Consider the following 23259-nt stretch of genomic DNA (forward strand, 5'->3'; position numbering starts at 1 on the left):
CCTCACCGGTACCGATCTGCCCTGATCCCATGCCTCAGCAGCTTCGAATAGAACGTCTTCCGAGAGACGCCTAAACGATCCATAGCCGCTGTGGCATTCCCTTTTGATACCTGCAGGGCATTGCGTAGTAGGGTTGCCTCATAGCGATCCATCATCTCGCTCAGACTTGCATCCGGCAGGTTGATTGAAGGTGCCACCTCGATCCCTGTACAAAATGCTTCGGCGTATTGCTCAAGTTCACGCAAGTTGCCCGGCCAATCGTGGCTGTCCAAATGCGCCTGTATTACCGGCGAAAGGGGGGGGACCTTGCGGCCGGTGCGCTCACTAACCCTCGTGGCAAAATGCCGGAAGATGTGCGGAACGTCTTCTCTTCGTGCTTTCAGTGGGGGGAGGGGCAGCGTTAGGCCACTGAGACGGTAATAGAGGTCTGCGCGGAATGTGCCTGCCGCGACCATCCCGGACACATCCTTCACCGACGAAGCGATCACCCACAAATCAACCTGCCTGGCTGCGTTGGCGCCTTGGGGCCAGATCCGGCCGGTTTCGATGGCTTCCAGCATGCGGGCCTGCATTTCCAAGGGCATCGCATCGATCCCGTCCAGATACAGCATCCCTCGCGAAGCCGTCTCGATCCGTCCATAAGTGCGCATCAGGGGGCCGCCCGCGCTGACTGTGCCAAAGTAATCAGCTTCATAACGATCAGGGTTAATCGCTCCGCAATGCACCGCTATAAAGGGTCGGGACCGCCGTGCGCTGATAGAGTGGATGTGACGGGCCAGACGTTCTTTGCCCACGCCAGTTTCGCCGGTAAAGAGCGCGTTCATTTCCGCAGCGGCGATGTGTTCTGCGGTTTGACGCAGGTGCTGGATCGCAGGGCTGGTGCCGATCAATCCCTCGGACAGGGCGGGAACGGTGGCTTGGGCCTCGCGGAGGCGGCGGTTTTCCAGGACAAGACGTCGGGCTGACAGGGCGCGGGCCAGCGTGGTTTCCAGAGTGGCGCGGCTCGTTGGCTTGGTCATGAAATCATAGACGCCATCGTGCAGGGCTTGCACCGCCATTTCCACGTCACCGTGGCCCGTCAGCAGCACCACCGGCAATTCGGGATCAATGGCGCGGATGCGTTTGGCCAGTTCGATCCCATCGATGCCGGGCATCCGCACGTCAGACAGCACGACACCGGGCCAATCGCGGCTTAACCCCTCCAAAGCGGGCAGGGGGGTGTCAAAGGCTTCGGTCTCGAACCCCGACAGGCGCAGGCCTTGGACGGTTGCGGCCAAGAGCGGTGCATCATCTTCCACCAGCCGGATCAGTCCTTTGGTTTCGGTCATGCGTCGCTCCATAGATTGAGGTTCAGCCGGAATGTGGTGCCGACCGCCGCGGGCTCGACCTGCAATGCGCCCCCGAAATCGCGCATGATGGTCTCGCAAATCACCAGCCCAAGGCCGAGGCCCTGTGGTTTCGTGGTCTGGAACGGGGTGAAGGGCGCGTTGGCCACCTCGAGCGGCAAACCGGGCCCGTTGTCAGAAAGGCGCAGGATCAGGCGCCCGCCCTCGATCCGATGGGTCAGCGTGATGCATGGATCGGGCGTGTCGGTCAGGGCCTCTCGGGCGTTCTGGATCAGGTTCACGAGCACTTGTTCCAACCGCACGGTCTCGGCCCTGACGCGCAGATCCTCGGGGATCGGGTCAGCGATGATCCTGATCCGGTCCGCAGCCCCCCGACTGGCCGCCAGCCGCAAAGACGCGCGCCAAGCCCCCGCCACACTCACCGGCCCCAGATCGCCGCGCGCCTTGCGGGCGAACCCGCGCAGGTCCGAGGTGATGGTCTGGATGCGTTCAGACATCCGCACGATCTGCGCCAGATTTTCTTTGACCACATCAGACTGCGCGCCCTTGGGCAGCATTTCTTGGCCGTATTCGGCCAACAGGCGGATGGTGGCGAGCGGCTGGTTCACCTCGTGCGCGACCCCTGCGGAAATCTGCCCCAAGGCGGCCAGTTTGTTGGCCTGAACCAAGGTCCCCTGCATTTCGGCCAGTTGCGCCTCGGCCACTTCGCGGTCGCGGATTTCCTGCGACAGGGCGGCGGTGCGGGTGGCAACGTCCTGCTCTAGCCGGGTGCGGTAGCGGGCGGCTTCGGCCTGACGGCGGGTATGGTTGGCTAGCACCAGCGCCGCGCCCGTCAGCACGAGGCCCACGATCACCACCGCCGCAACCCCTTGGCCGTAGACGGGCGCGGTGGGCAGGGTCATCACCAGATGCCAGTCAGAGCGGGGCACGGGCTGGCGGATGGTCCAGCGGGTTTCGGGCGGCTCTGGCAGAAAGCGCAGCGCAGGTTCCGAGGTCACGGTCACCGTGCCATCCGTGGCCGCCACATAGCTGGGACGCGCCGAGGCCCGCCACGTGGTTTCGAATTCGTTAAAGTCGAGCTTGACCACCACAACCCCCAAGGGCTGCCCCACGCCATCAATCCGACGCGACAGGTACAGGCCGGGCAGGCGGCTGACACTGCCAAGGGCATATTCTCGCCCTTCGCCCCCTGCCATCGCCTGCTGGAAATAGGCACGGTAATCATAGCTGCGCCCCACGAAACTGGTCGGCTCGCGCCAGTTCGAGGCAGAGGTCGTCTTGCCCGCCGCATCCATCACATACAGCACGGACGCGCCGATTTCAGCGTTCAAGGCCTCGAGCCGTTGCGACAAAGCCTGATTGGCGGCCTGCAAGGGCAGGGTCTGCGCGGCGATCACTTGGGGGTCACTCGACAGGACAGCGCCCACCGCCTGTTGCCGTGCAAGCTCGGACGATACCCCCAAGGCGCGGGTTTGGGCGTCGATGGCTGCTTCCTCTCGGGCGCGCTCCAGGGCCAGATGAACGGACCCGAACCATGTGCCCGCCAGAACGGCCAGCGCGGCGGCCCACATGGCCGCTCGGCGGGGGGAGGGAGTGTGAAAACGCGCCATAGAGAGTCGGGCCCCAACTGTTTCGAAATGGAAACTCCGGCCCTTTTAAGTGTTTCCATATGGTAACACAATTCCGCACCGCAGCAAGGAAATTCCAAAACTTAACAGCGATTTAACGTTTTTGCCGCAAAATTGGAGCCTAACCCGCCCCTTCCGTATCCTGCAGGGAAATCTCAACGCATGCGGAGGAGCAAATGCACTTCGAGACCGGCGCCCCTGTGCGCCATATCCCCTTTTACAAGCACCTGTATTTCCAGGTTCTGGTAGCCATCACCCTTGGCGCGCTGCTTGGCCATTTCTACCCCGGCACCGGCGAGGCGATGAAGCCCCTTGGCGATGCCTTCATCAAGCTGGTCAAGATGATCATTGCGCCGGTGATCTTTCTGACCATCGTGACCGGTCTGGCGGGCATGGGCTCGCTGAAAAGCGTGGGCTCGGTCGCGACCAAGGCGTTCGGCTATTTTCTGTTCTTCTCGACCCTTGCGCTGATCGTCGGTCTGGTGATCGCCAACGTGATCCAGCCCGGTGCGGGGATGAACATCGACCCGGCTTCGCTGAATGCCGACGCGGTCGAGACCTATACCTCGAAGATGCATGAAACCAGCATCACTGGCTTCCTGATGGGGATCATCCCGACCACGATCTTCTCGGCCTTTACCGAGGGCAACATCCTTCAGGTGCTGTTCGTGGCGATCCTGTTCGGCGTGTCCTGCATTCTGGTGGGCGATCACGCGGCCCCCGTCGTGAGCCTGTGTGAAAAAGCGTCCATCGTGATCTTCCGCATGGTCGGCATCCTGATGAAGGCCGCCCCCATCGGTGCCTTTGGTGCCTTTGCGTTTACCATCGGCAAATACGGCCTTGGCGCGATCACCAACCTTGCGATGCTGGTGGGCACCTTCTACCTAACCGCCGCCATTTTCGTCATCGGCGTTCTGGGGACGGTGTGCTGGCTGAACGGCTTCTCGATCTTCAAGCTGATCGGCTATCTCAAGGCGGAAATCCTGTTGGTTCTGGGGACCTCGTCGTCGGAATCCGCGCTGCCCGCCCTGATGGAGAAAATGGAGGCCGCAGGCTGCGCCCGCCCCGTCGTGGGTCTGGTGGTGCCGACCGGCTATTCGTTCAACCTTGATGGTACCAACATCTACATGACCCTCGCGGCGCTGTTCATCGCGCAGTCCATGAATATCGACATCGCGCTGGGGGATCAGATCCTGCTGCTGCTGGTGGCGATGCTGTCGTCCAAGGGTGCGGCTGGCGTGACCGGTGCGGGCTTTATCACCCTTGCCGCGACCCTGTCGGTGGTGCCGACTGTGCCGGTGGCGGGCATGGCGCTGATCCTTGGCGTAGACCGCTTTATGTCGGAATGCCGCTCGATCACCAACTTCATCGGTAACGCGGTGGCAACCATCGTCGTCAGCCGGTGGGAGGGCAAACTGGACCGCGACCAGCTGGCCAAAGCCCTGAACGGAGAGCTGCCCCCGCCGTCCGCCCCAAAGGACAACATCGCGATGGCCCCCGCCGAATAATCGCACCAAACCACCCCTCGGAAAACCGGAGCCCTCGTGCTCCGGTTTTTCCGTTTTGGCGGGGCGACATAGGTGCCTCTTTCCGAACGGCAGCGGGATTGGTAGGTCAGGCTTATGGATACTGATGCTTTGTTTGATAGCCTGTTTACCGCGCTGCCCTTGTGGGCGGTGGCCTATCTGCTGTTTGCGATGATTTGCGGCATCGTGATGCTTTTCAAAAATGACCCTATGCCTGTGACCGAGCGCGATCTGGATAGCCCGATCGTGGTTGTGATCTCGATGCTGGCGGGACTGCTCTGGCCGTTCATGCTGATGAAGTGGATCGGTGATCTGTTCTCTCGGCCTGAACCCGCGCCCGCACCGGCCAAGCCCAAACGCGCCCCCCGACCCAAGCGCCAGAAGCGCCGCTAGGGTGGAACAGTCGGGGCGCATCGGGCGTTTCCCGAACAGATGACCAGAAAGACCGCCATGTCCCGTTTGCCCATGCTGACCGCCCTGATCCACCGTTTTGAAACCCGCACGCTGATGATGCTGGCAGTGATTGCCGGGGCACTCTGGGCCTTTGTCGGGATCGCAGAGGAGATGACCGAAGGCGACCTGCACGCCTTTGACGAGGCGGTGATGCTGGCGCTCCGAGTGCCCGGTCAGCTGGACAATCCCATTGGCGGCCCGCAAATCGAGATTGCGATGCGGGACCTGACGGCTTTGGGCGGGGTCACGGTCCTGACCCTGATGACGGTGTCGGTGCTGGTCTATCTGCTGCTGGTGCGCCAACGGGGATCGGCGGCGCTGTTGGCGGTGTCCATCGCGGGCGGGCAGGCGCTGTCCCATCTGGCGAAACTGGGCTTTGACCGGCCGCGTCCCGATCTGGTGTCCCACGCGGTCGAGGTGTCGACCTCGTCCTTCCCCTCGGGCCATTCGATGATGTCGGCGGTGACCTATCTGACTTTGGCGGTGATGTTGGCGCGTGCCGATGACCGCCCCTCGATCCGTGCGTTCTACATCGTGGTGGCGGCGGTTCTGGCGATGCTGGTCGGGATCAGTCGGGTCTATCTGGGGGTGCACTGGCCCTCGGACGTGCTGGCAGGCTGGTCCTTGGGGGCGGCTTGGGCGCTGGGGGTGGCGATGGTCGCCCGATGGCTGGCCCGCCGAGGCAAGATCGAAAGCTGATCCACCGAAAATCAAAAGGCCCGCACCGGATGTCCAGTGCGGGCCTTTTTTGTCTTAGGCCAGATCGAAGCGATCGGCGTTCATCACCTTGGTCCACGCATCGACAAAGGCCTTCAGGAACGCGTCCTGCCCATCGTCTTGGGCGTAGATCTCGGCATAGGCGCGCAGGATCGAGTTCGAGCCGAACACCAGATCAACGCGGCTGGCGGTCCACTTCACCGCGCCGGTCTTGCGGTCACGGATTTCGTAGGTGCCATCGCCCACCGGATGCCAGGTGTTGGCCATGTCGGTCAGGTTCACGAAGAAGTCCGTGGTCAGCGCGCCTTCGCGGTCGGTAAAGACGCCGTGCTTGGTGCCGCCGTGGTTGGTGCCCATCGCGCGCATCCCGCCAAGCAGGACGGTCATCTCGTGCGCGGTCAGACCCATCAGTTGAGCGCGGTCCAGCAGCATTTCCTCGGCCGAGACGACATAGTCGCGCTTCTGCCAGTTGCGGAAACCGTCGTGGATCGGCTCTAGCGCGTCAAAGCTGTCGGCGTCGGTCTGCTCGTCGGTCGCATCGCCGCGGCCGGGGGCAAAGGGCACGTCGATGTCGTGACCGGCGGCCTTGGCAGCTTGCTCGATGCCGACGTTACCGGCCAGCACGATGGTGTCCGCAACGCTTGCGCCGAACTGTGTGGCCAGCGGCTCCAGCACCGACAGAACACGCGCCAAACGCTCGGGCTCGTTGCCGGCCCAGTCTTTCTGAGGCGCCAGACGGATGCGCGCACCGTTCGCACCGCCGCGCATGTCCGACCCGCGATAGGTGCGGGCGCTGTCCCAAGCGGTGTTGACCATGTCGGTCAGGCTCAGGCCACTGGCGGCGATGGCAGCTTTCAGGCCAGCCACGTCGTAACCGGTCGCACCAGCGGGGATCGGGTCCTGCCAGATCAGGTCTTCGGCGGGTACATCGGGACCGATGTAGCGCGCCTTGGGGCCCATGTCGCGGTGGGTCAACTTGAACCATGCGCGGGCAAAGGTCTCCGAGAAGTACTCGGGGTCCGCCATGAATTTGTGGCAGATCGCGTTGTAGATCGGGTCCACCTTCATCGCCATGTCGGCGTCGGTCATCATGGGCATGCAGCGGATCGAGGGGTCCTCGACGTCCACGGGCATGTCTTCTTCTTTGATGTCGACGGGCTTGTACTGCCATGCGCCTGCGGGGCTTTTGGTCAGCTCCCACTCATAACCGAACAGCATGTCAAAGTAGCCCATGTCCCACTGGGTCGGGTTCTTGGTCCACGCGCCTTCGATGCCGGAGACCACCTGATCGCGGCCGATGCTGCGGCCTTTGGTGTTCAGCCAGCCGATGCCTTGGTACTCAACATCCGCCGCTTCCGGATCGGGGCTCAGGTTGGCCGGGCTGCCGTTGCCGTGGGATTTGCCGATGGTATGGCCGCCAGCAGTCAGAGCGGCGGTTTCCTCGTCGTTCATGGCCATGCGGGCGAACGTCTCGCGGACCTGAGCGGCGGTCGCCATCGGGTCGGGTTTGCCGTTCACGCCTTCGGGGTTCACATAGATCAGACCCATCTGCACAGCGGCCAGCGGGTTTTCCATGGTGTCGGGCTTGGTCACGTCTTCGTAGCGGTTGTCCGACGGCGCCAGCCATTCACGCTCTGCGCCCCAGTAAATGTCTTTCTCGGGGTGCCAGATGTCTTCGCGGCCAAAGGCAAAGCCAAAGGTCTTCAGGCCGGCCACTTCGTACGCGATGGTGCCCGACAGGATCATCAGGTCGGCCCACGAAACCTTGTTGCCGTATTTCTTTTTGATCGGCCACAGCAGGCGGCGGCCCTTGTCGGTGTTCACGTTGTCGGGCCAGCTGTTCAGCGGTGCAAAGCGCTGGTTGCCGGTGCCTGCGCCGCCACGGCCATCGGCCAAGCGGTACGATCCGGCTGCGTGCCACGCCACCCGCGCGAACATGCCCACATAGCTGCCCCAGTCCGCAGGCCACCATTCCTGGCTGTTCTTCATCAGGTCGCGCAGGTCTTGCTTCAGCGCCTCGACGTCCAGCTTTTTCAGCTCTTCACGGTAGTTGTAGGTGGCGCCAAAGGGCTGCGTTTTGGTGTCGTGCTGATGCAGGATGTCCAGATTCAGGGCATTGGGCCACCAGCTGGTCACCGAGTTCTGGTTCGAGGTCTGGCCCCCGTGCATCACAGGACATTTGCCCGCGCTATGATTTCCGTCCATTTTTTCCTCCGCCTTCAATACGTTGGTCAGTGATCAAAGTGACCACAGCGGCGAAAGTTCCCCGGATTGCGGGGGGCCGCCGTGATTTCTTGAAAACGAAGATAGGAGAGGATTCCGATAAAATATAATCGTATGTTTTTTTTGTTGCGATAATTTCAGGTTATCGAAATGGCCGCAGTGCAGCATTGAAAAAGCCCCCGTCGCGCTGGGGCAATGGGGGCATGGGTCGTGTGGTGGATCGTTCGGGTCAGACGTAAAAGCACGCCGCCTGATGGGGGCCTGATGTCAGGTCCGGCCGCTCGGCGCGGCATTTGTCCGTGGCCAGCCAGCAGCGCGGCGCAAAGGCGCAGCCCGGCGGGACGTTCAGCGGGGACGGCAGTTCGCCGGTCAGCTTGATCCGTTCTTTGTGGTGCTCGGGGTCGGCGATGGGCGTCGCGGAGAGCAGCGCCTTGGTATAGGGATGAGAGGGGTTGTCGAACACCGCCTCCTTGGGGCCCTTTTCCACGGCGCGGCCCAGATACATCACGATCACATCGTCGGCCACGTGGCGCACAACGCTGAGGTCGTGCGAGATGAACAGATAGGCCAGCCCCAGACGCTCTTGCAGATCAGTCAGCAGGTTCAGCACCGAAGACTGGATCGACAGGTCCAGTGCCGACACGGGTTCGTCCAGCACCAGCACTTTGGGGTCCAGCATCAGGGCGCGGGCAATCGCGATCCGCTGGCGCTGCCCGCCCGAGAACATGTGCGGATAGCGGTCGAAATGCTCGGGGCGCAGGCCGACCATGTTCAGCATCTGGCGGGCGCGGTCTTCTTTCTCGGCCTTGGACAGATCGGGGCGGTTGATCACCAAGGGCTCCATCAGGATCTGCCCGATCCGCTGGCGCGGGTTCAGCGATCCGTAGGGGTCTTGGAACACGATCTGCACCGACTGGCGGACCGAGGCCCATTGGTCGGGCGTCACCGCTTGGCCATCAAGGGTCAGGGTGCCGCTGGTCGGCTCCTCGATCATGGTGACCATACGGGCAAGGGTCGATTTCCCGCAGCCGGACTCGCCGACCACGGCCAGCGTCTTGCCCGCGTAGAGTTCGAAATCCACGTCCTGCACGGCTCGCAGGGTCTGGGGTTTGCTGAACAGCCCGCCGCCCACCGCATAATGGCGGGCCAGATGGCTGGCGGTCATCACGGGGGCTTGGGTCATGACGCGATCCTCTGGTCGGTGTTCAGCGGGTAGTGGCAGCGGGCGTAGCCCAGATCAGCCCCGAGCGGGGCAGGGGGCACGCTGCGGCAGTGGTCGTTCGCGAACTGGCAGCGCGGGCTGAACAGGCACCCTGCGGGCCGGTCGAACTGTCCGGGGACGACGCCGGGGATGGTGGGCAGACGCTTTTCCGTGGCGCGTTCAGGCAGAGCGCGCAGCAGCGCATCCGAATACGGATGATGCGGGGCGCGGAACAGATCGCGCACGGGGCGCTCCTCGATCTTTTGCCCCGCATATTGGACGCTGACGCGGTGGGCGGTTTCGGCGACCACACCCATATCGTGAGTGATCAGGACCAGACCCATTCCGCTCTCTTCGCGCAGGGAAGTCAGCAGGTCGAGGATCTGCGCCTGAATGGTCACATCCAGCGCCGTGGTGGGTTCGTCCGCAATCAGCAGCTTGGGTTTGCAGGCAATCGCCATCGCGATCATCACGCGCTGGTTCATGCCCCCCGACAGCTGGTGGGGAAAGGACGACAGACGCTTTTCCGGCGCGGGGATGCCGACCTGCTCGAACAGTTCGATGGCGCGTTTGTGCCGCTCGGCGCGGCCCATGCCCAGATGTTTGCGCAGGGCTTCCTTGATCTGCCAGCCCACGGTGAAGCACGGGTTCAAGGACGACATCGGCTCCTGAAAGATCATCGCAAGGTCTTTGCCGATGATCTTGCGGCGGTCCTTGGCGTTCATGGTCAGCAGGTCGTGGCCGTTAAACGACAGCTCGTCGGCGGTCACTTTGGCGGTCCACGGCAAGAGGCCCATCAACGCCAGCATGGACACGGACTTGCCCGATCCACTCTCGCCCACGATGGCGAGAATCTCACCGCTCGCCACGTCCTGATCCACACTGTCCACAGCGCGGAACATGCCGGTCGAGGTCGAGAACTCAACGCTCAGATTTCGAATACGGAGGAGGCTCATGTCTCAGCTCCTTTTCAGCTTGGGATCAAGGGCGTCGCGCAGACCGTCGCCCATCAGGTTGATCGCCAGAACGGTGATCAGAATGGCCACACCGGGGAAGGTCACGACCCACCATGCGCGCAGAATGAACTCGCGTGCTTCGGCCAGCATGGTGCCCCATTCGGGGGTCGGGGGCTGCGCGCCCATCCCCAGAAAGCCCAGAGCCGCCGCATCCAGAATAGCGGTTGAGAACGACAGCGCCGCCTGCACGATGATCGGGGCCAGACAGTTGGGCAGGACGGTGATGAACATCAGCCGCATCAGGCCGGCACCCGCCACACGGGCCGAGGTCACGTAGTCCTTTTGCCGCTCGGACATGACCGAGGCGCGAGTCAGGCGCACATAGTGGGGCTGCAAAACGATGGCGATGGCGATCATGGCGTTGGTCAGCGACGGCCCCAGAACGGCCACCAGCACCAAGGCCAGCAGTAGCGAGGGGAACGCCAGAATGATGTCCATCAGGCGCATGATGATCGTGTCCAGCCAGCGCGGCGCAAAGCCCGCCAGCACCCCGATGACGATCCCGCCAACCGACGCAATCGACACCACCACAATTCCCACAAAGAAGCTGAACCGCGCCCCCACAATCAGGCGGGACAGCATATCGCGGCCCAAGGGGTCAGTGCCCAAGGGGAAGGTCCAGCTTCCGCCTTCTTGCCAGAACGGGGGCTGCAGGATGTGCTCGCGGTACTGCATGGTCGGGTCGTGGGGCGCAATGAACGGGGCGAATGCCGCCACGATCAGGAAGGCTCCGAAGACCCACAGGCCCATGACGGCCCCACGGTTTTCGCGGAAGTAGTACCAGAATTCACGCAAGGCGCTGGGACGGGACGGAGTGTTCGACATCTCGGTCATCAGCGTTTCCTAATCTTGGGGTTGATGATGCCATAGAGGACATCAACAGTCAGGTTCACGATCATCACCATCACGGCAATCAGCAGCAGGCCGCCTTGGACAACGGGGTAGTCGCGGCGGAAGATACTATCGACCATCCACTTGCCGATGCCTGGCCAGCTAAAGATCGTCTCGGTCAGGATCGCGCCCGCCAGCAGGGTGCCGACGGACAGGCCGATCACGGTGATCACAGGGATCAGGGCATTGCGCAGGGCGTGCACAGCGTTGACGCGGGCGGGGGACATGCCCTTGGCGCGGGCGGTGCGGATGTAGTCCTCGCCCAAAACCTCGAGCATCGCGGAACGGGTCTGGCGGGCGATCACCGCCAGCGGGATTGTGCCCAGAACGATGGTCGGCAGGATCAGGTGGCGGATGGCGGACCACAGCGCACCGGACTGGCCGGACATGAGTGCATCGTAAATCATGAAGCCCGACGCGTTCGGGAAGTAGTAAATCAGGTCGATCCGGCCCGACACAGGCGTCCATTTCAGGATGCCCGAGAAGACGATGATCAGCAGCAGCGCCCACCAGAAGATCGGCATCGAATACCCGATCAGGGCGGTAGACATCAGCGTGCGGTCAAAGAACTTGCCGCGGTTCACGGCAGCGATCACACCGGCGGGCAGGCCCAAGGCCACCGCAAAGATCATGGCGCAGATCGACAGCTCCAAAGTCGCTGGGAAAAGGGCAAAGAACTCGTCCCACACCGGTTTCTTGGTGACGAACGAGTTGCCCAGATCGCCGTGCAGAACGCCGGTCAGGTAGTTCCAGAACTGGATGTACATCGGCTGGTCAAAGCCGAATTGCGCGGTCAGTTCGGCGTGGCGCTCGGGGGACATGCCGCGTTCACCCGCCATCACGATGATCGGGTCACCGGGCAGCAGGCGGATGAAGGCGAATGAAATCAGCGTGACGCCAATAAAGGTCGGGATAAACGTCAGCAGACGAGAGGCAAAGTATTTCAGCATTCCAGTACCCGCAGTTCGGTCGGGAAGGTGGTCAGGGAGGTGCAGCCGCTTTCGGTGATCAGCACGTCATCCTCGAGCCGCACACCAAGGCGGCCGGGCAGGTACAGACCGGGCTCATTGGTGAACACGGTGCCAGCGGGCAGCACCATGTGGTTGCCGCGCATGACATAGGGGGCTTCGTGTACCTCGCGGCCAAGGCCGTGGCCGGTCTTGGTGCGGATGAATTCGGCAAAGGGAGAGGCTTCGAGCACGCTGGTCACGGCGTCGTCGATCTCGTGGGCGGTGACGCCATCGCGGGCAACCTCGTGGCCACGGCGATTGGCGCGCAGGACGGTGTTGTAAATCTCGGCGTCCTCGTCCGCGACATGGCCGACAAAGAAGGTCCGCGTGATGTCCGCACAGAACCCACCCCAGCGGGCGCCGAAATCGAACAGCAGCGCGTCACCGGGTTTGATCGGGACATCGCGGGCCTCGGCATGGGGGCGGGCAGAGTTCTCGGCGGCGGCAACGATGGGGCGGAAGGCGTGGTCGCTGGCCCCTTCGGCGAACAGGTTCAGGATCAGCGATTGCTCGATCTGCTTTTCGGTGTCGCCCATCTTGATCGTGCCGATGGTGCGCTCCAGTGCCCGTTCGGAGATCTGGATGGCGGTGCGCATGGCCTCGATGTCTTCGGGCGTTTTGATCATCCGCAGGGCAGAGATTTCGCGCTCGGCATCCACGATCTGAACGCCCGCGCGGGCGGTGGTCATGGCGTGGTGCACAAAGACCCGCATGACCTGACCTTCGACTGCGATGCTGCCTGCATTCAGATAGTCCATGAAGCCGGTGAAGGCGTCCGCATAACCGGTCTGATCGCGCCAGTCGAAGACCGGCCCGTCAAACCCGACCAAGCCCCAGCTTTGCAGCTCCAGATTGGGGACGATCGCAGCGGCGCGGCCATCGGCGCAGGCGGCCAGCACAAAGGGGCGCTCGTGGCTCATGAACGGATGATGGACGACGCGGGTGAAATTCGGTCCGGGCACCAGCGCGACTGCGTCAACGCCAAGGCTGCGTGCCACGGCGGAATAGTCGGCCAGCCTGTCAGAAAGCGTGCCAGTCATAGGACCCTCGGATGTTTGGATACGAAAGGGGGGACCGGCGCCAGAAACGCCGGTCCCGATGGGGCAGGGACCTTACTTCAGGCCGACCTGATTGAAGATGTGACCACCCAGCGGGTGCACGACATAGCCGTCAACTTCGGGACGGGTGACCATGAACACCACCGAATGCGCGATGGTTGCCCAAGGGGCCTGATCCTTGAAGATGGCTTGGGCTTCTTCGTAGAGCTTGGTGCGCTCGGCCTGATCGCTGGTGACTTTGGCGGCCTTGACGACCTTGTCGAAGTCCTCGTTGCACCACTGGGCACGGTTGGAACCGCCCACAGCGTCACAGCCCAAGAGAACGGCCAGGAAGTTGTCCGGATCACCATTGTCGCCGGTCCAACCCAGCAGAACCGCGCCGTCACGGGCGGTGTCCTTGGAACGCTCCAGATACTCGCCCCACTCATAGGACACGATCTCGACGTTCACGCCAACCTTGGCAAAGTCCGACTGCATCAGTTCGGCCATACGGCGGGCGTTGGGGTTGTAGGGACGCTGAACGGGCATTGCCCAGATCTTCATCGACAGGTCGCTGACACCGGCATCGGCCAGCATCTTCTTGGCGGCTTCGGGATCATAGGCGTCATCCACGGTCGCATCGCTGTAGGACCACATGGTCGGCGGGATCGGGTTCTTGGCGATCTGGCCAGACCCTTGGAAGACCACGTCGATGATCGCTTGCTTGTCGATCGCCATGTTCAGGGCCTTGCGGACCTCGGGCTTGTCGAAGGGCGCGACTTGGGTGTTGTAGGCCAGATAGCCCACGTTCAGGCCCTCTTGCTCCAGCACCTTGACGCCTTCGTCGGACTTCATCGCTTCGATGTCGGCGGGGTTCGGATAGGCCATGACGTGGCACTCGCCAGCCTGCAGCTTCTGGTAGCGGACCGATGCATCGGGGGTGATCGCAAAGATCAGCGCCTCGACCTTGGCCGGTTCACCCCAATAGGCCCCGTTGCGCACGTAGCGGACAACTGCGTCCTTCTGGTAGGCTTGGAAGACGAACGGACCGGTGCCGATGGGCGCCTGGTTCAGCATTTCGGGGGTGCCGGCGGCCAGCATGGCATCGGCGTATTCCTTGGACACGATCGAGGCAAAGTCCATCGCCATGTTCGCGATAAAGGGCGCCTCGGGGCGGTTCAGGTGGAAGACAACGGTGTAGTCGTCAACCTTTTCCATGCTCTTGATCAGCTCGGGCATGGACATGCCGGTGTAGTATTCCCAAGTGCCGCCCGAAACCTGATTGTAGGGGTTCTCGGGGTTGCCCTGACGGTCGAAGGTAAAGATCACGTCGTCCGCGTTGAAGTCGCGGGTCGGGGTGAACTGGTCGTTCGAGTGGAACTTCACGCCCTGACGCAGGTGGAAGGTCACCTTCAGGCCATCCTCGGAGACCTCATAGCTTTCGGCCAGACCGGGCTGGGTCTCGGTGGTGCCGACCTTGAATTCGACCAGCTGGTTGTAGACGGGGTGGCTGGACGCGTCGAACGTGGTGCCAGCGGTATAGAGCGCGGGATCGAAGCCCTCGGGCGAGCCTTCGGAGCAATAGACCAGAGCCTGCGCATGCGCGGCGCCTGCCGACAGAGCCATCGCTGCGGCCATGCCAAGCAATTTTGCCTTAAGTAACATTAGATCAACCTCCATGTTGGGTCTTTGATGGTGTCCGGTGTCTGGTGCACCGTTTGTCCGCCTGTGCGGATTTGCTCTCCGGCCGGGATTGGCCGGAAATTCGTCAGCCGTCGCCCTCAATCGTGGCGGGGGGCAGGCGGCGCTGGTCATCGGGGGACAGAACGCTAAGAGTTCCGGTCCACAGGATGCGCGCGGCTGTGTCGGTGGGGTTGGACCATGCATGGGGAACGGTGCCGCTATAGTGCAGGCTGTCCCCGACATTCATGGTGAACCGCTGGCCGTCGAGGGTCCATTCGACCTGGCCCTCGAGCATGTAGATGATTTCCTCGCCCTCGTGGGACACGGTTTCGGACTGGTAGCCCGCCGGAACGTGCATGATGTACGACGACATCTCAGAGCCCGAGTAATCGTTGCTCAGGGCTTCGTAGGTGATGGACGAACCGGCCAGCGAAAACTTCTCGCGGGTGTCGGCGCGGCTGATGGCGTCGGTGGGCTTGTGGGTCTTGATGAAGTACTCGAGCCGCACGTCCAGCCCTTCGGCCAGCTGCGCCAGCGTGCCCAAGGTCGGCACCGCCAGATCACGCTCGATCTGGCTGACATAGCCCACGGAAACCCCCGATGCCTCGCTTAGCCCTTGCAGGGTCAGACCCAGCCCCTTGCGGCGCTTGCGGATCAGCGCGCCGAGCTTGGGTCCAGTGGATTTGTCGTGGGGGGCGGGGGCCGTGATTTGCATGACCGGGATTATTTGACCACCTGATCAATAAACTCAATAAAAATTTTATCCCCCAGTAAAATTTTTTTACTCGGTCCTTTTTGGGGCCTGAAAAATAGGCACATCGCGGGCGGCCCCAGATTGCCCAAGGGCGAAAATTGGACCATTCTGCAATCGTTTAGACAGCGGTCGGAGGTCACATGGTGCGGGTCAATATCGTCGGGGCAGGCAAGGTCGGGCAGACCCTGATGTTGCTGATGGCGGGGCTGGACGGGGTGATCGTGCAGGACGTCCTGAGCCAGCGCCGCGAATCTGCCCTAAGGGCAACCGAGCTGGCCAAAACGGGCCGCGCGGTGGACCGGATCGCGGATATGGGGGCGGCTGATCTGTGGTTGCTGACCGTTCCCGATGACCGGATCGCGGGCGTCGCCGAACAACTAGCGGGCAGCGCCGCGCCGGCAATGGCGGTGCATTGCAGCGGGTTCCTGTCCTCGGCCGTGTTGGGGCCTTTGGGGGCGGCGGGCTGGCGGGTCGCCAGTTGCCATCCGGTCCTCAGCTTTGCCGATCCGCAAAGCGCCGCGCAGCAATTCGCGGGCACCTACTGCGCGGTCGAAGGGGACAGCGCCGCCGTTCAGGCAATCACCGATCTGGTCGAGCGGATGGGCGGCATCCCCTTTGCGGTGAACGCGCAGCAAAAGGCGCTTTATCACGCGGCGGCGGTGTTCTCGAACAACTTTGCGGTGGTGGTTCAGGGGATCGCACAAGACGCTTGGGCCGCCGCGGGCGTGCCGCAGGACGTGGCCAAGGCGCTGGGGGACAAGCTGCTAGGCGGGGCGGCGGCGAATGTGGCGCGGCTGGGCCCGCAGGCCGCGCTGACCGGCCCCGCTGCGCGCGGGGACACCGAGGTTCTGGACGCACAGGGCGCAGCCGTTGCCGCGTGGCACCCCGAGGCGGGGCAGGCTTACCGCGTGCTCAGTGATCTGGGTTGGCGGCTCAAGCAGACCGGCGCCACCAAGGGGGATGCCTGATCAGGCAGGCGTGTGCAAGCTGAGGTACATGTTCTCGGTATCGATGACCTCGAACAGGTTCCGGTTCCCGCGGTTCAGACGGCGGGCCATGGTGGTTAGCACGTTCGACTTCTGCTGGTAGAAGGAAATCGTCTCGACCGCGATCAGTTCCTGAATGGCAAGGCCGACGCGCTTGCCGTTCCGGCGCACCACGATGATCGCGGACTTGTTGCCATAGGGCGACGTTGGCTGCTTCATCACGGCAGCGAGGCCAAAGATCGGCAGCATCTCGTTCCGGTGGCTGATCGTGCCGATGTACCCTTCGGCATCCGCATCTGCCAGTTTTTCGCGCCACGGCACAATCTCGACCACTTGGGCCAGATCGATGGCAAAGGGCTTGCCCGCGTCGATCAGCAGGGACAGCACGCGCTTGCCCTGACTGTTGACGCCGGTTTCCTCGGGCACGGCGCTCTTGATGATGACCTTGCCCAGATCGGTGACGCGCTGTTCCTTGAGCATCGCGTCGTAGTCCAGCACAAGGAACTGGTCGTCGTCATTGCGGGACACGATCCCGCGGATCAGATGCGGGCTGGTATAGACGGTGTCCGGCACCGCCCCCAGATCGCTTTCGCTAATGTTGATGATGTCCACGGCACGGTCCACGCGCATGGCCACGCGGTCCGCCGCGCCGACACGGATCACAACGCCCGAGGCCTTTTTCAGATCGCGGCTGTGGTCGGTGATCCCGAGCAGGGTCAGTGGGTCCATCAGCGCCATCTCGAGGCCATGCGATTTGATGGTGCCGCAGCACAGCTCGCTGCGGGCGGTCCAGGCGTTTACCTCGGTCTCGGGGATGGTGGTTTCGATCTGGGTGATGGGCAGGCACATCTGCACGCCGTCGGTCTCGAACAGCAGGAAACGGTCGCTGTGATCCCAGCTGCGGGTGGCGGCGCGGGTGTCGCGGACCAGTGGCACGCTCTCGGCATAGAGCGCCTCGATATCCAGCAGTGGAAAGGACATGGTCCCGTCATGGGACATCCGCCCGACAATGCGAGAGGCCATCGCGTCGTTGTTGTGGCGCATCTCGTGGGTTTCGCAATCGGCCCGTTTCACCAACTTGACCGCATGGCGGGCCAGAATACCCAGCAGCATCTTTTCATGGGTCAGGATGACCACGACGCTTTCCTTGGTGGTCTCGTCCTTGTCGGTCAGCCCCAGAAAGCACGGCAGGTCCAGTGCAGGCACGATCTGGCGGCGCAGGCGAAAGCAGCCCAGAACGCCGTCCACCACCGACGGCAGCGGGTCAAAGACCTCGGGGCAGGGGACGACCTCGCGGACTTGGGTCACGGGGACGGCCACCTTGAAGTGCCCCAGATCCATGACCGCAAGGGTATCCTCGCCGCCCTTGGGGGCGGTTTGCTTTTGCTTGGGGCCGGGTGCGGTCTGGTCGGGCATGGGCGCGGCTTACTTGGCGGTGATCGACGACAGAGCTTCGATCAGGGCGACAACCTCGCGAGAGACGTTGTCCTGATCCCGTGCCAGATCCGAAATGGTGGTGATCGATTTCGCGGTGTCGTCCACCGCGTTCACGATGCTGCCAAAGGCCTGACGCGCGGACTGCGACCGTTCGGTACCAAGGGTCACGCGGCTCGCGCTTTCGGAAATCAGCTTGGTGATCTCCATTGCGGCGTTCGAGCTGCGTTCGGCCAGTTTACGGACCTCTTCTGCCACCACCGAGAAGCCGACACCGTATTCGCCAGCGCGGGCGGCCTCGATCGCGGCGTTGAAGGCCAGCAGGTTGGTCTGGTTCGCGATGTCCCCGATGACACGGACCATATCGCCGATCTCGGTCGAGGATTTGGCGATCAGCTCGATGCTCTGGATGGCGTTATCCAGTGCGTCGTTGCCGGCGGATGCGCTTTGCTTGGTGTTCTTCGATTGGGCCAGCGCACTGGTGGTCGAGGAATTGATCGCCTCGATCGAGCCTGCCAGACGCGCGACCGACTGGGTCATGGCGCGGGTTTTGTCCTTGATCGCTTCTTCCAGCATGACCTGTTCGGTGATGTCGTGGGCGTACTTGATCACCCCGATGGTCTGGCCGTGGGCGTCGATCAGGCGCGAATAGGTCGCCTGGATCCACACATCGCGGCCAAACTTGCCGATCCGGTGGAAGCGGCCGCTGCGGTTCTCGCCCTTGGCCAGCGCGATCCAGAACTCGCGATAGTGGTTCGAGCGGATGTAATCGGGCGAGCAGAACATCGAATGGTGCTGGCCTTGGATTTCCCGCAGCGAATAGCCGCAAACCCGCAAGAAGTTCTCGTTGGCGCGCAGGATGTTCCCCTCGAGGTCGAACTCCACAACCGACTGCGAGCGGTCGATGGCGTCGAATTTGGACTCGAATTCGGCATTCCGCTTGCGGCGTGCGGTGACGTCGGTGGCGAACTTCACGACTTTGATCGGGTGGCCGTCGATGTCGAAAATCGGGTTGTACGTCGCCGAGATAAAGACCTCGCGCCCGTTTTTCGCCTGACGCACATATTCGCCGCGGTCATATTCGCCGCGTCCCAGCTTGGCCCAGAATTCCGCATAGGCCGAGGAATCCGCTACCTGAGGCGTCACGAACATGCGGTGGTGTTTGCCGATCACTTCTTCGGGCTGATAACCCATCAAGGTCAGGAAGTTCTTGTTGGCGGTGATGATCACGCCTTCCATGTCGAACTCGATCACGCCCTGCGCACGGTCGATCGCGCGGACCTTGCCCTCGAAGTCGGCGTTGCGCATCCGGTTGGTGGTGATGTCCTGCGCGACTTCGACGATTTTCTGAACGCGGCCGTTCAGGTCATGCACCGGCGCAAAGGTCGACTGGACAAAGAAATCCTCGCCGTTCAGGCCGTATTTGCGGTATTCCCCAGATGTCGGACGCCCCGAGCTGACCTCGTTCCAGAAGCGGTTATAGGACAGGGTTTGTGTGCCTTCGGGCGACCACAGCGATGCCGCAGACAAGTCCGACAGATCGCCGCGGGTATAGCCGGTCAGTTCGAAAAACTTGCCGTTGGCCTTCAGGATGCGGCCATCGGGCGCGTATTCGATCATCATGTGGTGCTTCTGCACCGCCCCCAATACGCCTTCCAGCTCGTTGGTCTGCTTTTTGGTTTCGGTGACGTCCAGCGCGACCTTGATCACCTTGACCACGGTGCCGTCGGGCCCGAGGATCGGGTTGTAGCTGGCCTGAATCCAGACCATCTCGCCGTCTTTGGTATAGCGCTTGTATTCACCGGCATCGTATTCGCCGCGACCCAGCTTTTGCCAGAACGCCTTGTATGCGGGGCTTTCACGCTCGACCTCGTCGATGAAAATCTTGTGGTGCTTGCCGACGATCTCTTCTTTGCGATAGCCCATCAGCTGGCAGAAGTTCGAGTTCGCGCCAATGATCGTACCGTTCAATTCGAACTCGATCACGGCCATGGCTTTGCTCAGGGCCTTCAGGCGGCCAGCGTTTTCGGCGGCGTTTTCTTTGACCGCTGTGACATCCATCGCGTACTTGACGATCTTGGCGACTTTGCCGTCCGGACCAACAATCGGGTTATAGTTCGCGCGGATCCAGACCGAGCGTCCGGTGCGGGTCAGGCGCTCGAATTCGCCATCGCGAACCTCGCCTTTGCGCAGGGTTTCCCACAGTTCGTTATATTCCGCGCTTTCGACAAAACTTTTCTGGCAGAACATCCGGTGAGGGCGGCCAACGACATCCTCAAGCGAGTAGTTCATCAGCTTCAGGAAGTTTTCGTTGGCGTGGGTGACGCGCCCCTCGAGGTCGAACTCGATCACGGCCTGTGCACGGTGGATCGCCGAAATCTGTCCGACCAGATCGGTGTCCTGCGGGACCAGCGATCCCAGCAGCATCATGGTGTCATCGTTCAGGGTGCCCTTGCCCGCGATGACGTGGAAGGTCACGCCTTGATCGTCCTCTTTGAGATGGACGTGCAGTTGCTTGTGTCCACCATCGGTCATCGCCTTGCGGATGGCGCTTTCCAGATAGGCCCCCTCGCGGACAAAGCTGCTGATGGTGGCGCCCGTCAGGTCCAGTGCACCGGGGGCCAATGATTTTTCGGCCACGTCGTTTGCAGCAATAATCACGCCGTCCTTGGCGCGAACCTGCATCACAAGGCAGGCCTGCATCATCAGTTCGGACGCCGCGCCATGAAGGTGGGTCGAGAGTTCTCCGGCCATATGTCTGTCTTTCCGCAGGTGCGAGGCCAAGGGCCCCGGTCGTGAGTGTGGTACCTAGAAAGGCGTGTTCGTCGGGTCTTTACGCGCGGTCTGAGAGCCGAGTTTCGGCCCGTGCGCATTTTTGTTCGTAGGCCTCATGCAGAAACCGTGCCGATTTCCGTGGCTTACAGGCGCAGGGGCCTGCATCAACGTCAGCCAACGCGCGTGAGGTGGTCGCGCAGGCTGCGGTATTGCCAGAACGGAAGGTTTTCATGGTTTGGTCCGCACATTCTAAGCCGTCTGACAATTATGAACGGCAAAATAACCGGATGGTTAGGGTATCTTGCGGTGAAAATTCGCGACTTCCGGTCAGGTTCTGGCAGGGCGTGTCCGGGGGCGCTCTTACCAAGGGCTGCCCCTTCATCGCCGGTGGTGCGGCAGGTTCCCCGTTCGGGAACGAAAAAGGGGGCACACATGGCGCCCCCTGAATGTTTTCGCGATGTTAGACGGAATTATTCCGACAGAACGAACGGCGCGGTGTACTTGTCCGCGTTGTCCGAGGTGATGATCAGGCAGTCGAACAGCTGCTTTTCGTCAGCCACTTTCAGCTCGCCGGTGTTGATGAAATGGTCGGCCTGACGCACGGCTTCTTCCGAGAAGATCGCGACGGGCTGCAGAACGGTATAGGCCATTTCGCCTGCTTTCACCGCTTCGACCGCATCGGGCGAACCGTCAAAGCCGCCAACGACCATGCCGTCCAACTTGCCTGCTTCTTTCAGAGCGGCAATCGCACCCAGAGCCATCTCGTCGTTGCCCGAGATCACAGCTTTGATGTCGCCGTTGGCCTGGAGCATCGACTGCATCTTGTTGTAGCCTTTGGTGCGGTCCCAGTCGGCCACTTCCATCGCGGCTTTTTCCAGATCGGGGTACTGGCTCAGGACGGTTTCATAGCCGTTCGAGCGGGTCTGCGCGTTGTTGTCCGACGGAGCGCCGAAAAGTTCGACGTATTTGCCGCTGTCACCCAGAACTTCGACCCACTGCATCGCACCCAGGGCCGCGCCCTGTGCGTTGTTCGACACCAGCTGCGCCTTGGCCAGACCCGACTGGTTGATCTCAGCGTTCACAAGGAACACGGGGATGCCTGCGTCGATCGCTTTTTTCACCGCGCCGACCGAGCCGTCCGCGTTTGCGGGGTCAAGGATGATCGCTTTGGCTTTGTTGGTGATCGCGGTGTCGATCAGGGTGCTTTCGGTGTTGGTGTCGCCTTTGTGAGCGCCAACGGTGGTGGTGTAGCCCAGTTCCTCGGCGGTGGCTTTGGCGACCTGGCCTTCGGTGAACCAGTAGGGGTTCGAAGGATCGTTAACGATGATGGTCATCAGGCCGTCGGCCCACGATGCGCCTGCCATCAGGGGCAGGGTGGCAACAGCGGCGAGCAGTATCTGCTTGGCTTTGGTGGTCATGGAAGTCTCTCCCTTGGGTGTGGTTGGTGTAACTGTGCCGGTCAATCCGGCGTTGCTCTTGCGGGGGCGGGCTCCTCCTTTGGCCCGTGGCTCCCCCACGAAGAATTCAGGATTTCTTGGGTTTGGCCTTGTACTGGATGCTGTTCAGCAGCACGGCCAGAACGATCACGGCGCCAGTGAAAACCGTTTGCCAGTAGGCACTTACCCCGATGATGACGAGCCCGTCAGACAGGAAGCCGATGACGAAGGCGCCCAACATGGTACCGCGAATTGTGCCGCGGCCACCCGTCAGGGCTGCGCCGCCGATCACAACGGCTGCAATCGCCGTCAGTTCGTAGGTGGTGCCAGCGGTCGGACCCGCCGAGGTCAGCTGCGAGGACAGGACCAGTCCCGCAATCGCCGCACAAACGCCGGACATCATGTAGACAGCGATCTGCACACGCTTGACCGGAACGCCGGACAGTTCGGCGGCGCGGGCATTCCCGCCCGAGGCATAGAGCCAGCGCCCAAAGGCCGAGCGCGACAGCATCAGGCCAGCGGCCACGGCCAGCACCGCCAGAATGATCACGCCGATCGGCACATTGGCGATCCGATTGAAACCAAGCCAGTCAAAGCCGGTGTTCCCCAGATCCGCCTTGCCGGCGAGGTTGTTGAAGGTCAGGCCGTTGGTCATCAACAGCGCCACGCCGCGGGCCACGTACATCACGCCAAGGGTCGCCACAAAGGCAGGCACCTTGAAATACGCGATCAGCACGCCGTTCACCGCACCAACCGCCGCGCCAAGCGCCAGCGTCAGCACTACCACAGCCCAGACGGGCGGATAGAGGATGACGCCAGCGCCCTCGACGGTGATGCCTTGCATCAGCCAGCCCGCGACCACGCCGCACAGGCCAAGTGTGGACCCTACGGACAGGTCAATCCCGCCGTTCAGGATCACCAGCAGCATCCCGATGGCCAGAAAGCCAAAGATCGCCACGTGGCTGGACATGGTCAGAAAGTTGCTGACCGAGAAATAGAATGGCGACAGCATCGAGAAGATCACGATGATCGCGATCAGGGCAAAGAATGCGCGGCCTTCCAGCAGCAGGCGGCCAAGGTCAAAGCCTTCGCCGAACAGACCCGAGCGCGAGGATTTCGAAGAGGAACTGAGTGCAGACATGA

The 23259-nt window shown here is 62.2% G+C and carries 18 protein-coding genes; 4 read left to right on the forward strand and 14 right to left on the reverse strand.

What is annotated here, in order from left to right; translation table 11 throughout:
- Window positions 1–2: 2 nt before the first annotated feature.
- A complete protein-coding gene (locus tag HJ536_RS16855; RefSeq protein ID WP_177158624.1) occupies window positions 3–1328 on the reverse strand; it encodes a sigma-54-dependent transcriptional regulator in 1326 nt (441 codons plus the stop codon).
- The gene (locus HJ536_RS16860; RefSeq protein WP_177158625.1) at window positions 1325–2917 is read right to left on the reverse strand and encodes a sensor histidine kinase; all 1593 of its coding nucleotides are present in this window, start codon (window positions 2915–2917) and stop codon (window positions 1325–1327) included. The genes HJ536_RS16855 and HJ536_RS16860 overlap by 4 nt, the downstream gene beginning before the upstream one ends.
- A 233-nt stretch (window positions 2918–3150) precedes the next feature.
- On the opposite strand from HJ536_RS16860, the gene HJ536_RS16865 reads away from it, so the two are divergent.
- From HJ536_RS16865 to HJ536_RS16875, 3 genes are all read left to right on the forward strand, one after another.
- On the forward strand, window positions 3151–4482 hold the full coding sequence (locus HJ536_RS16865) for a dicarboxylate/amino acid:cation symporter (protein WP_177158626.1): 1332 nt from the start codon (window positions 3151–3153) through the stop codon (window positions 4480–4482).
- Window positions 4483–4596: 114 nt separating this feature from the next.
- The gene (locus HJ536_RS16870; protein ID WP_177158627.1) at window positions 4597–4893 is read left to right on the forward strand and encodes a hypothetical protein; all 297 of its coding nucleotides are present in this window, start codon (window positions 4597–4599) and stop codon (window positions 4891–4893) included.
- A gap of 39 nt (window positions 4894–4932) precedes the next feature.
- Window positions 4933–5652, forward strand: coding sequence for a phosphatase PAP2 family protein (locus HJ536_RS16875; RefSeq protein WP_228028772.1), 720 nt, complete (start codon window positions 4933–4935; stop codon window positions 5650–5652).
- 54 nt (window positions 5653–5706) lie between these two features.
- Here HJ536_RS16875 and katG read toward each other — a convergent pair whose 3' ends face one another.
- The 8 genes from katG to HJ536_RS16915 form a co-directional block, all read right to left on the reverse strand.
- Window positions 5707–7875: a catalase/peroxidase HPI gene (katG, locus tag HJ536_RS16880; protein ID WP_177158628.1), complete on the reverse strand. Its 2169-nt coding sequence runs from the start codon at window positions 7873–7875 to the stop codon at window positions 5707–5709.
- Between the two features lie 247 nt (window positions 7876–8122).
- Window positions 8123–9076, reverse strand: a complete 954-nt coding sequence (locus HJ536_RS16885) for a dipeptide ABC transporter ATP-binding protein (protein ID WP_177158629.1) — start codon at window positions 9074–9076, stop codon at window positions 8123–8125.
- Window positions 9073–10050: an ABC transporter ATP-binding protein gene (locus tag HJ536_RS16890; protein ID WP_176856116.1), complete on the reverse strand. Its 978-nt coding sequence runs from the start codon at window positions 10048–10050 to the stop codon at window positions 9073–9075. Before HJ536_RS16890 ends, HJ536_RS16885 begins: the two co-directional genes overlap by 4 nt.
- A gap of 3 nt (window positions 10051–10053) precedes the next feature.
- Window positions 10054–10944 (reverse strand): ABC transporter permease subunit, encoded by an 891-nt coding sequence (locus HJ536_RS16895; RefSeq protein ID WP_177158630.1) that lies wholly within the window; start codon window positions 10942–10944, stop codon window positions 10054–10056.
- Window positions 10944–11951: an ABC transporter permease subunit gene (locus tag HJ536_RS16900; protein ID WP_177158631.1), complete on the reverse strand. Its 1008-nt coding sequence runs from the start codon at window positions 11949–11951 to the stop codon at window positions 10944–10946. Before HJ536_RS16900 ends, HJ536_RS16895 begins: the two co-directional genes overlap by 1 nt.
- A complete protein-coding gene (locus tag HJ536_RS16905) occupies window positions 11945–13051 on the reverse strand; it encodes a M24 family metallopeptidase (RefSeq protein ID WP_177158632.1) in 1107 nt (368 codons plus the stop codon). Before HJ536_RS16905 ends, HJ536_RS16900 begins: the two co-directional genes overlap by 7 nt.
- Window positions 13052–13123: 72 nt before the next feature.
- Entirely contained in the window at window positions 13124–14713 is a 1590-nt protein-coding gene (locus tag HJ536_RS16910) for an ABC transporter substrate-binding protein (RefSeq protein WP_177158633.1), read from the reverse strand.
- A gap of 103 nt (window positions 14714–14816) precedes the next feature.
- Window positions 14817–15446: a helix-turn-helix domain-containing protein gene (locus tag HJ536_RS16915; protein WP_177158634.1), complete on the reverse strand. Its 630-nt coding sequence runs from the start codon at window positions 15444–15446 to the stop codon at window positions 14817–14819.
- Window positions 15447–15625: 179 nt separating this feature from the next.
- Between HJ536_RS16915 and HJ536_RS16920 the strand changes: the two genes are divergently transcribed.
- Window positions 15626–16453, forward strand: coding sequence for a Rossmann-like and DUF2520 domain-containing protein (locus HJ536_RS16920; RefSeq protein WP_177158635.1), 828 nt, complete (start codon window positions 15626–15628; stop codon window positions 16451–16453).
- Here the strand turns inward: HJ536_RS16920 and HJ536_RS16925 are convergent, their stop codons facing one another.
- From HJ536_RS16925 to HJ536_RS16940, 4 genes are all read right to left on the reverse strand, one after another.
- The gene (locus HJ536_RS16925; RefSeq protein WP_177158636.1) at window positions 16454–17887 is read right to left on the reverse strand and encodes a chemotaxis protein CheW; all 1434 of its coding nucleotides are present in this window, start codon (window positions 17885–17887) and stop codon (window positions 16454–16456) included.
- A 9-nt stretch (window positions 17888–17896) separates the two neighbouring features.
- Complete coding sequence (locus HJ536_RS16930) at window positions 17897–20659, reverse strand: methyl-accepting chemotaxis protein (RefSeq protein ID WP_177158637.1); 2763 nt, start codon at window positions 20657–20659, stop codon at window positions 17897–17899.
- Window positions 20660–21150: 491 nt separating this feature from the next.
- Window positions 21151–22098 carry a D-ribose ABC transporter substrate-binding protein gene (locus HJ536_RS16935; protein WP_177158638.1) on the reverse strand — a complete coding sequence of 316 codons (948 nt, stop codon included), beginning with the start codon at window positions 22096–22098 and terminating at the stop codon, window positions 21151–21153.
- A gap of 106 nt (window positions 22099–22204) precedes the next feature.
- Window positions 22205–23257, reverse strand: a complete 1053-nt coding sequence (locus tag HJ536_RS16940) for an ABC transporter permease (RefSeq protein WP_177158639.1) — start codon at window positions 23255–23257, stop codon at window positions 22205–22207.
- Window positions 23258–23259 lie beyond the last annotated feature (2 nt).

The sequence above is a fragment of the Donghicola mangrovi genome, from assembly GCF_013377535.1.
GTDB lineage: Bacteria > Pseudomonadota > Alphaproteobacteria > Rhodobacterales > Rhodobacteraceae > Donghicola > Donghicola mangrovi.

Bases quoted from the DNA above. Each gene is read 5' to 3' on its own strand.
- HJ536_RS16930 (WP_177158637.1), bottom strand. From the start codon at position 20,659: ATGGCCGGAGAACTCTCGACCCACCTTCATGGCGCGGCGTCCGAACTG.
- HJ536_RS16900 (WP_177158631.1), bottom strand. From the start codon at position 11,951: ATGCTGAAATACTTTGCCTCTCGTCTGCTGACGTTTATCCCGACCTTT.
- HJ536_RS16875 (WP_228028772.1), top strand. From the start codon at position 4,933: ATGACCAGAAAGACCGCCATGTCCCGTTTGCCCATGCTGACCGCCCTG.
- HJ536_RS16890 (WP_176856116.1), bottom strand. From the start codon at position 10,050: ATGAGCCTCCTCCGTATTCGAAATCTGAGCGTTGAGTTCTCGACCTCG.
- HJ536_RS16870 (WP_177158627.1), top strand. From the start codon at position 4,597: ATGGATACTGATGCTTTGTTTGATAGCCTGTTTACCGCGCTGCCCTTG.
- HJ536_RS16925 (WP_177158636.1), bottom strand. From the start codon at position 17,887: ATGCCCGACCAGACCGCACCCGGCCCCAAGCAAAAGCAAACCGCCCCC.
- HJ536_RS16865 (WP_177158626.1), top strand. From the start codon at position 3,151: ATGCACTTCGAGACCGGCGCCCCTGTGCGCCATATCCCCTTTTACAAG.
- HJ536_RS16940 (WP_177158639.1), bottom strand. From the start codon at position 23,257: ATGTCTGCACTCAGTTCCTCTTCGAAATCCTCGCGCTCGGGTCTGTTC.
- HJ536_RS16860 (WP_177158625.1), bottom strand. From the start codon at position 2,917: ATGTGGGCCGCCGCGCTGGCCGTTCTGGCGGGCACATGGTTCGGGTCC.
- HJ536_RS16885 (WP_177158629.1), bottom strand. From the start codon at position 9,076: ATGACCCAAGCCCCCGTGATGACCGCCAGCCATCTGGCCCGCCATTAT.
- HJ536_RS16905 (WP_177158632.1), bottom strand. From the start codon at position 13,051: ATGACTGGCACGCTTTCTGACAGGCTGGCCGACTATTCCGCCGTGGCA.
- HJ536_RS16895 (WP_177158630.1), bottom strand. From the start codon at position 10,944: ATGACCGAGATGTCGAACACTCCGTCCCGTCCCAGCGCCTTGCGTGAA.
- HJ536_RS16920 (WP_177158635.1), top strand. From the start codon at position 15,626: ATGGTGCGGGTCAATATCGTCGGGGCAGGCAAGGTCGGGCAGACCCTG.
- HJ536_RS16935 (WP_177158638.1), bottom strand. From the start codon at position 22,098: ATGACCACCAAAGCCAAGCAGATACTGCTCGCCGCTGTTGCCACCCTG.
- HJ536_RS16910 (WP_177158633.1), bottom strand. From the start codon at position 14,713: ATGTTACTTAAGGCAAAATTGCTTGGCATGGCCGCAGCGATGGCTCTG.
- HJ536_RS16915 (WP_177158634.1), bottom strand. From the start codon at position 15,446: ATGCAAATCACGGCCCCCGCCCCCCACGACAAATCCACTGGACCCAAG.
- katG (WP_177158628.1), bottom strand. From the start codon at position 7,875: ATGGACGGAAATCATAGCGCGGGCAAATGTCCTGTGATGCACGGGGGC.
- HJ536_RS16855 (WP_177158624.1), bottom strand. From the start codon at position 1,328: ATGACCGAAACCAAAGGACTGATCCGGCTGGTGGAAGATGATGCACCG.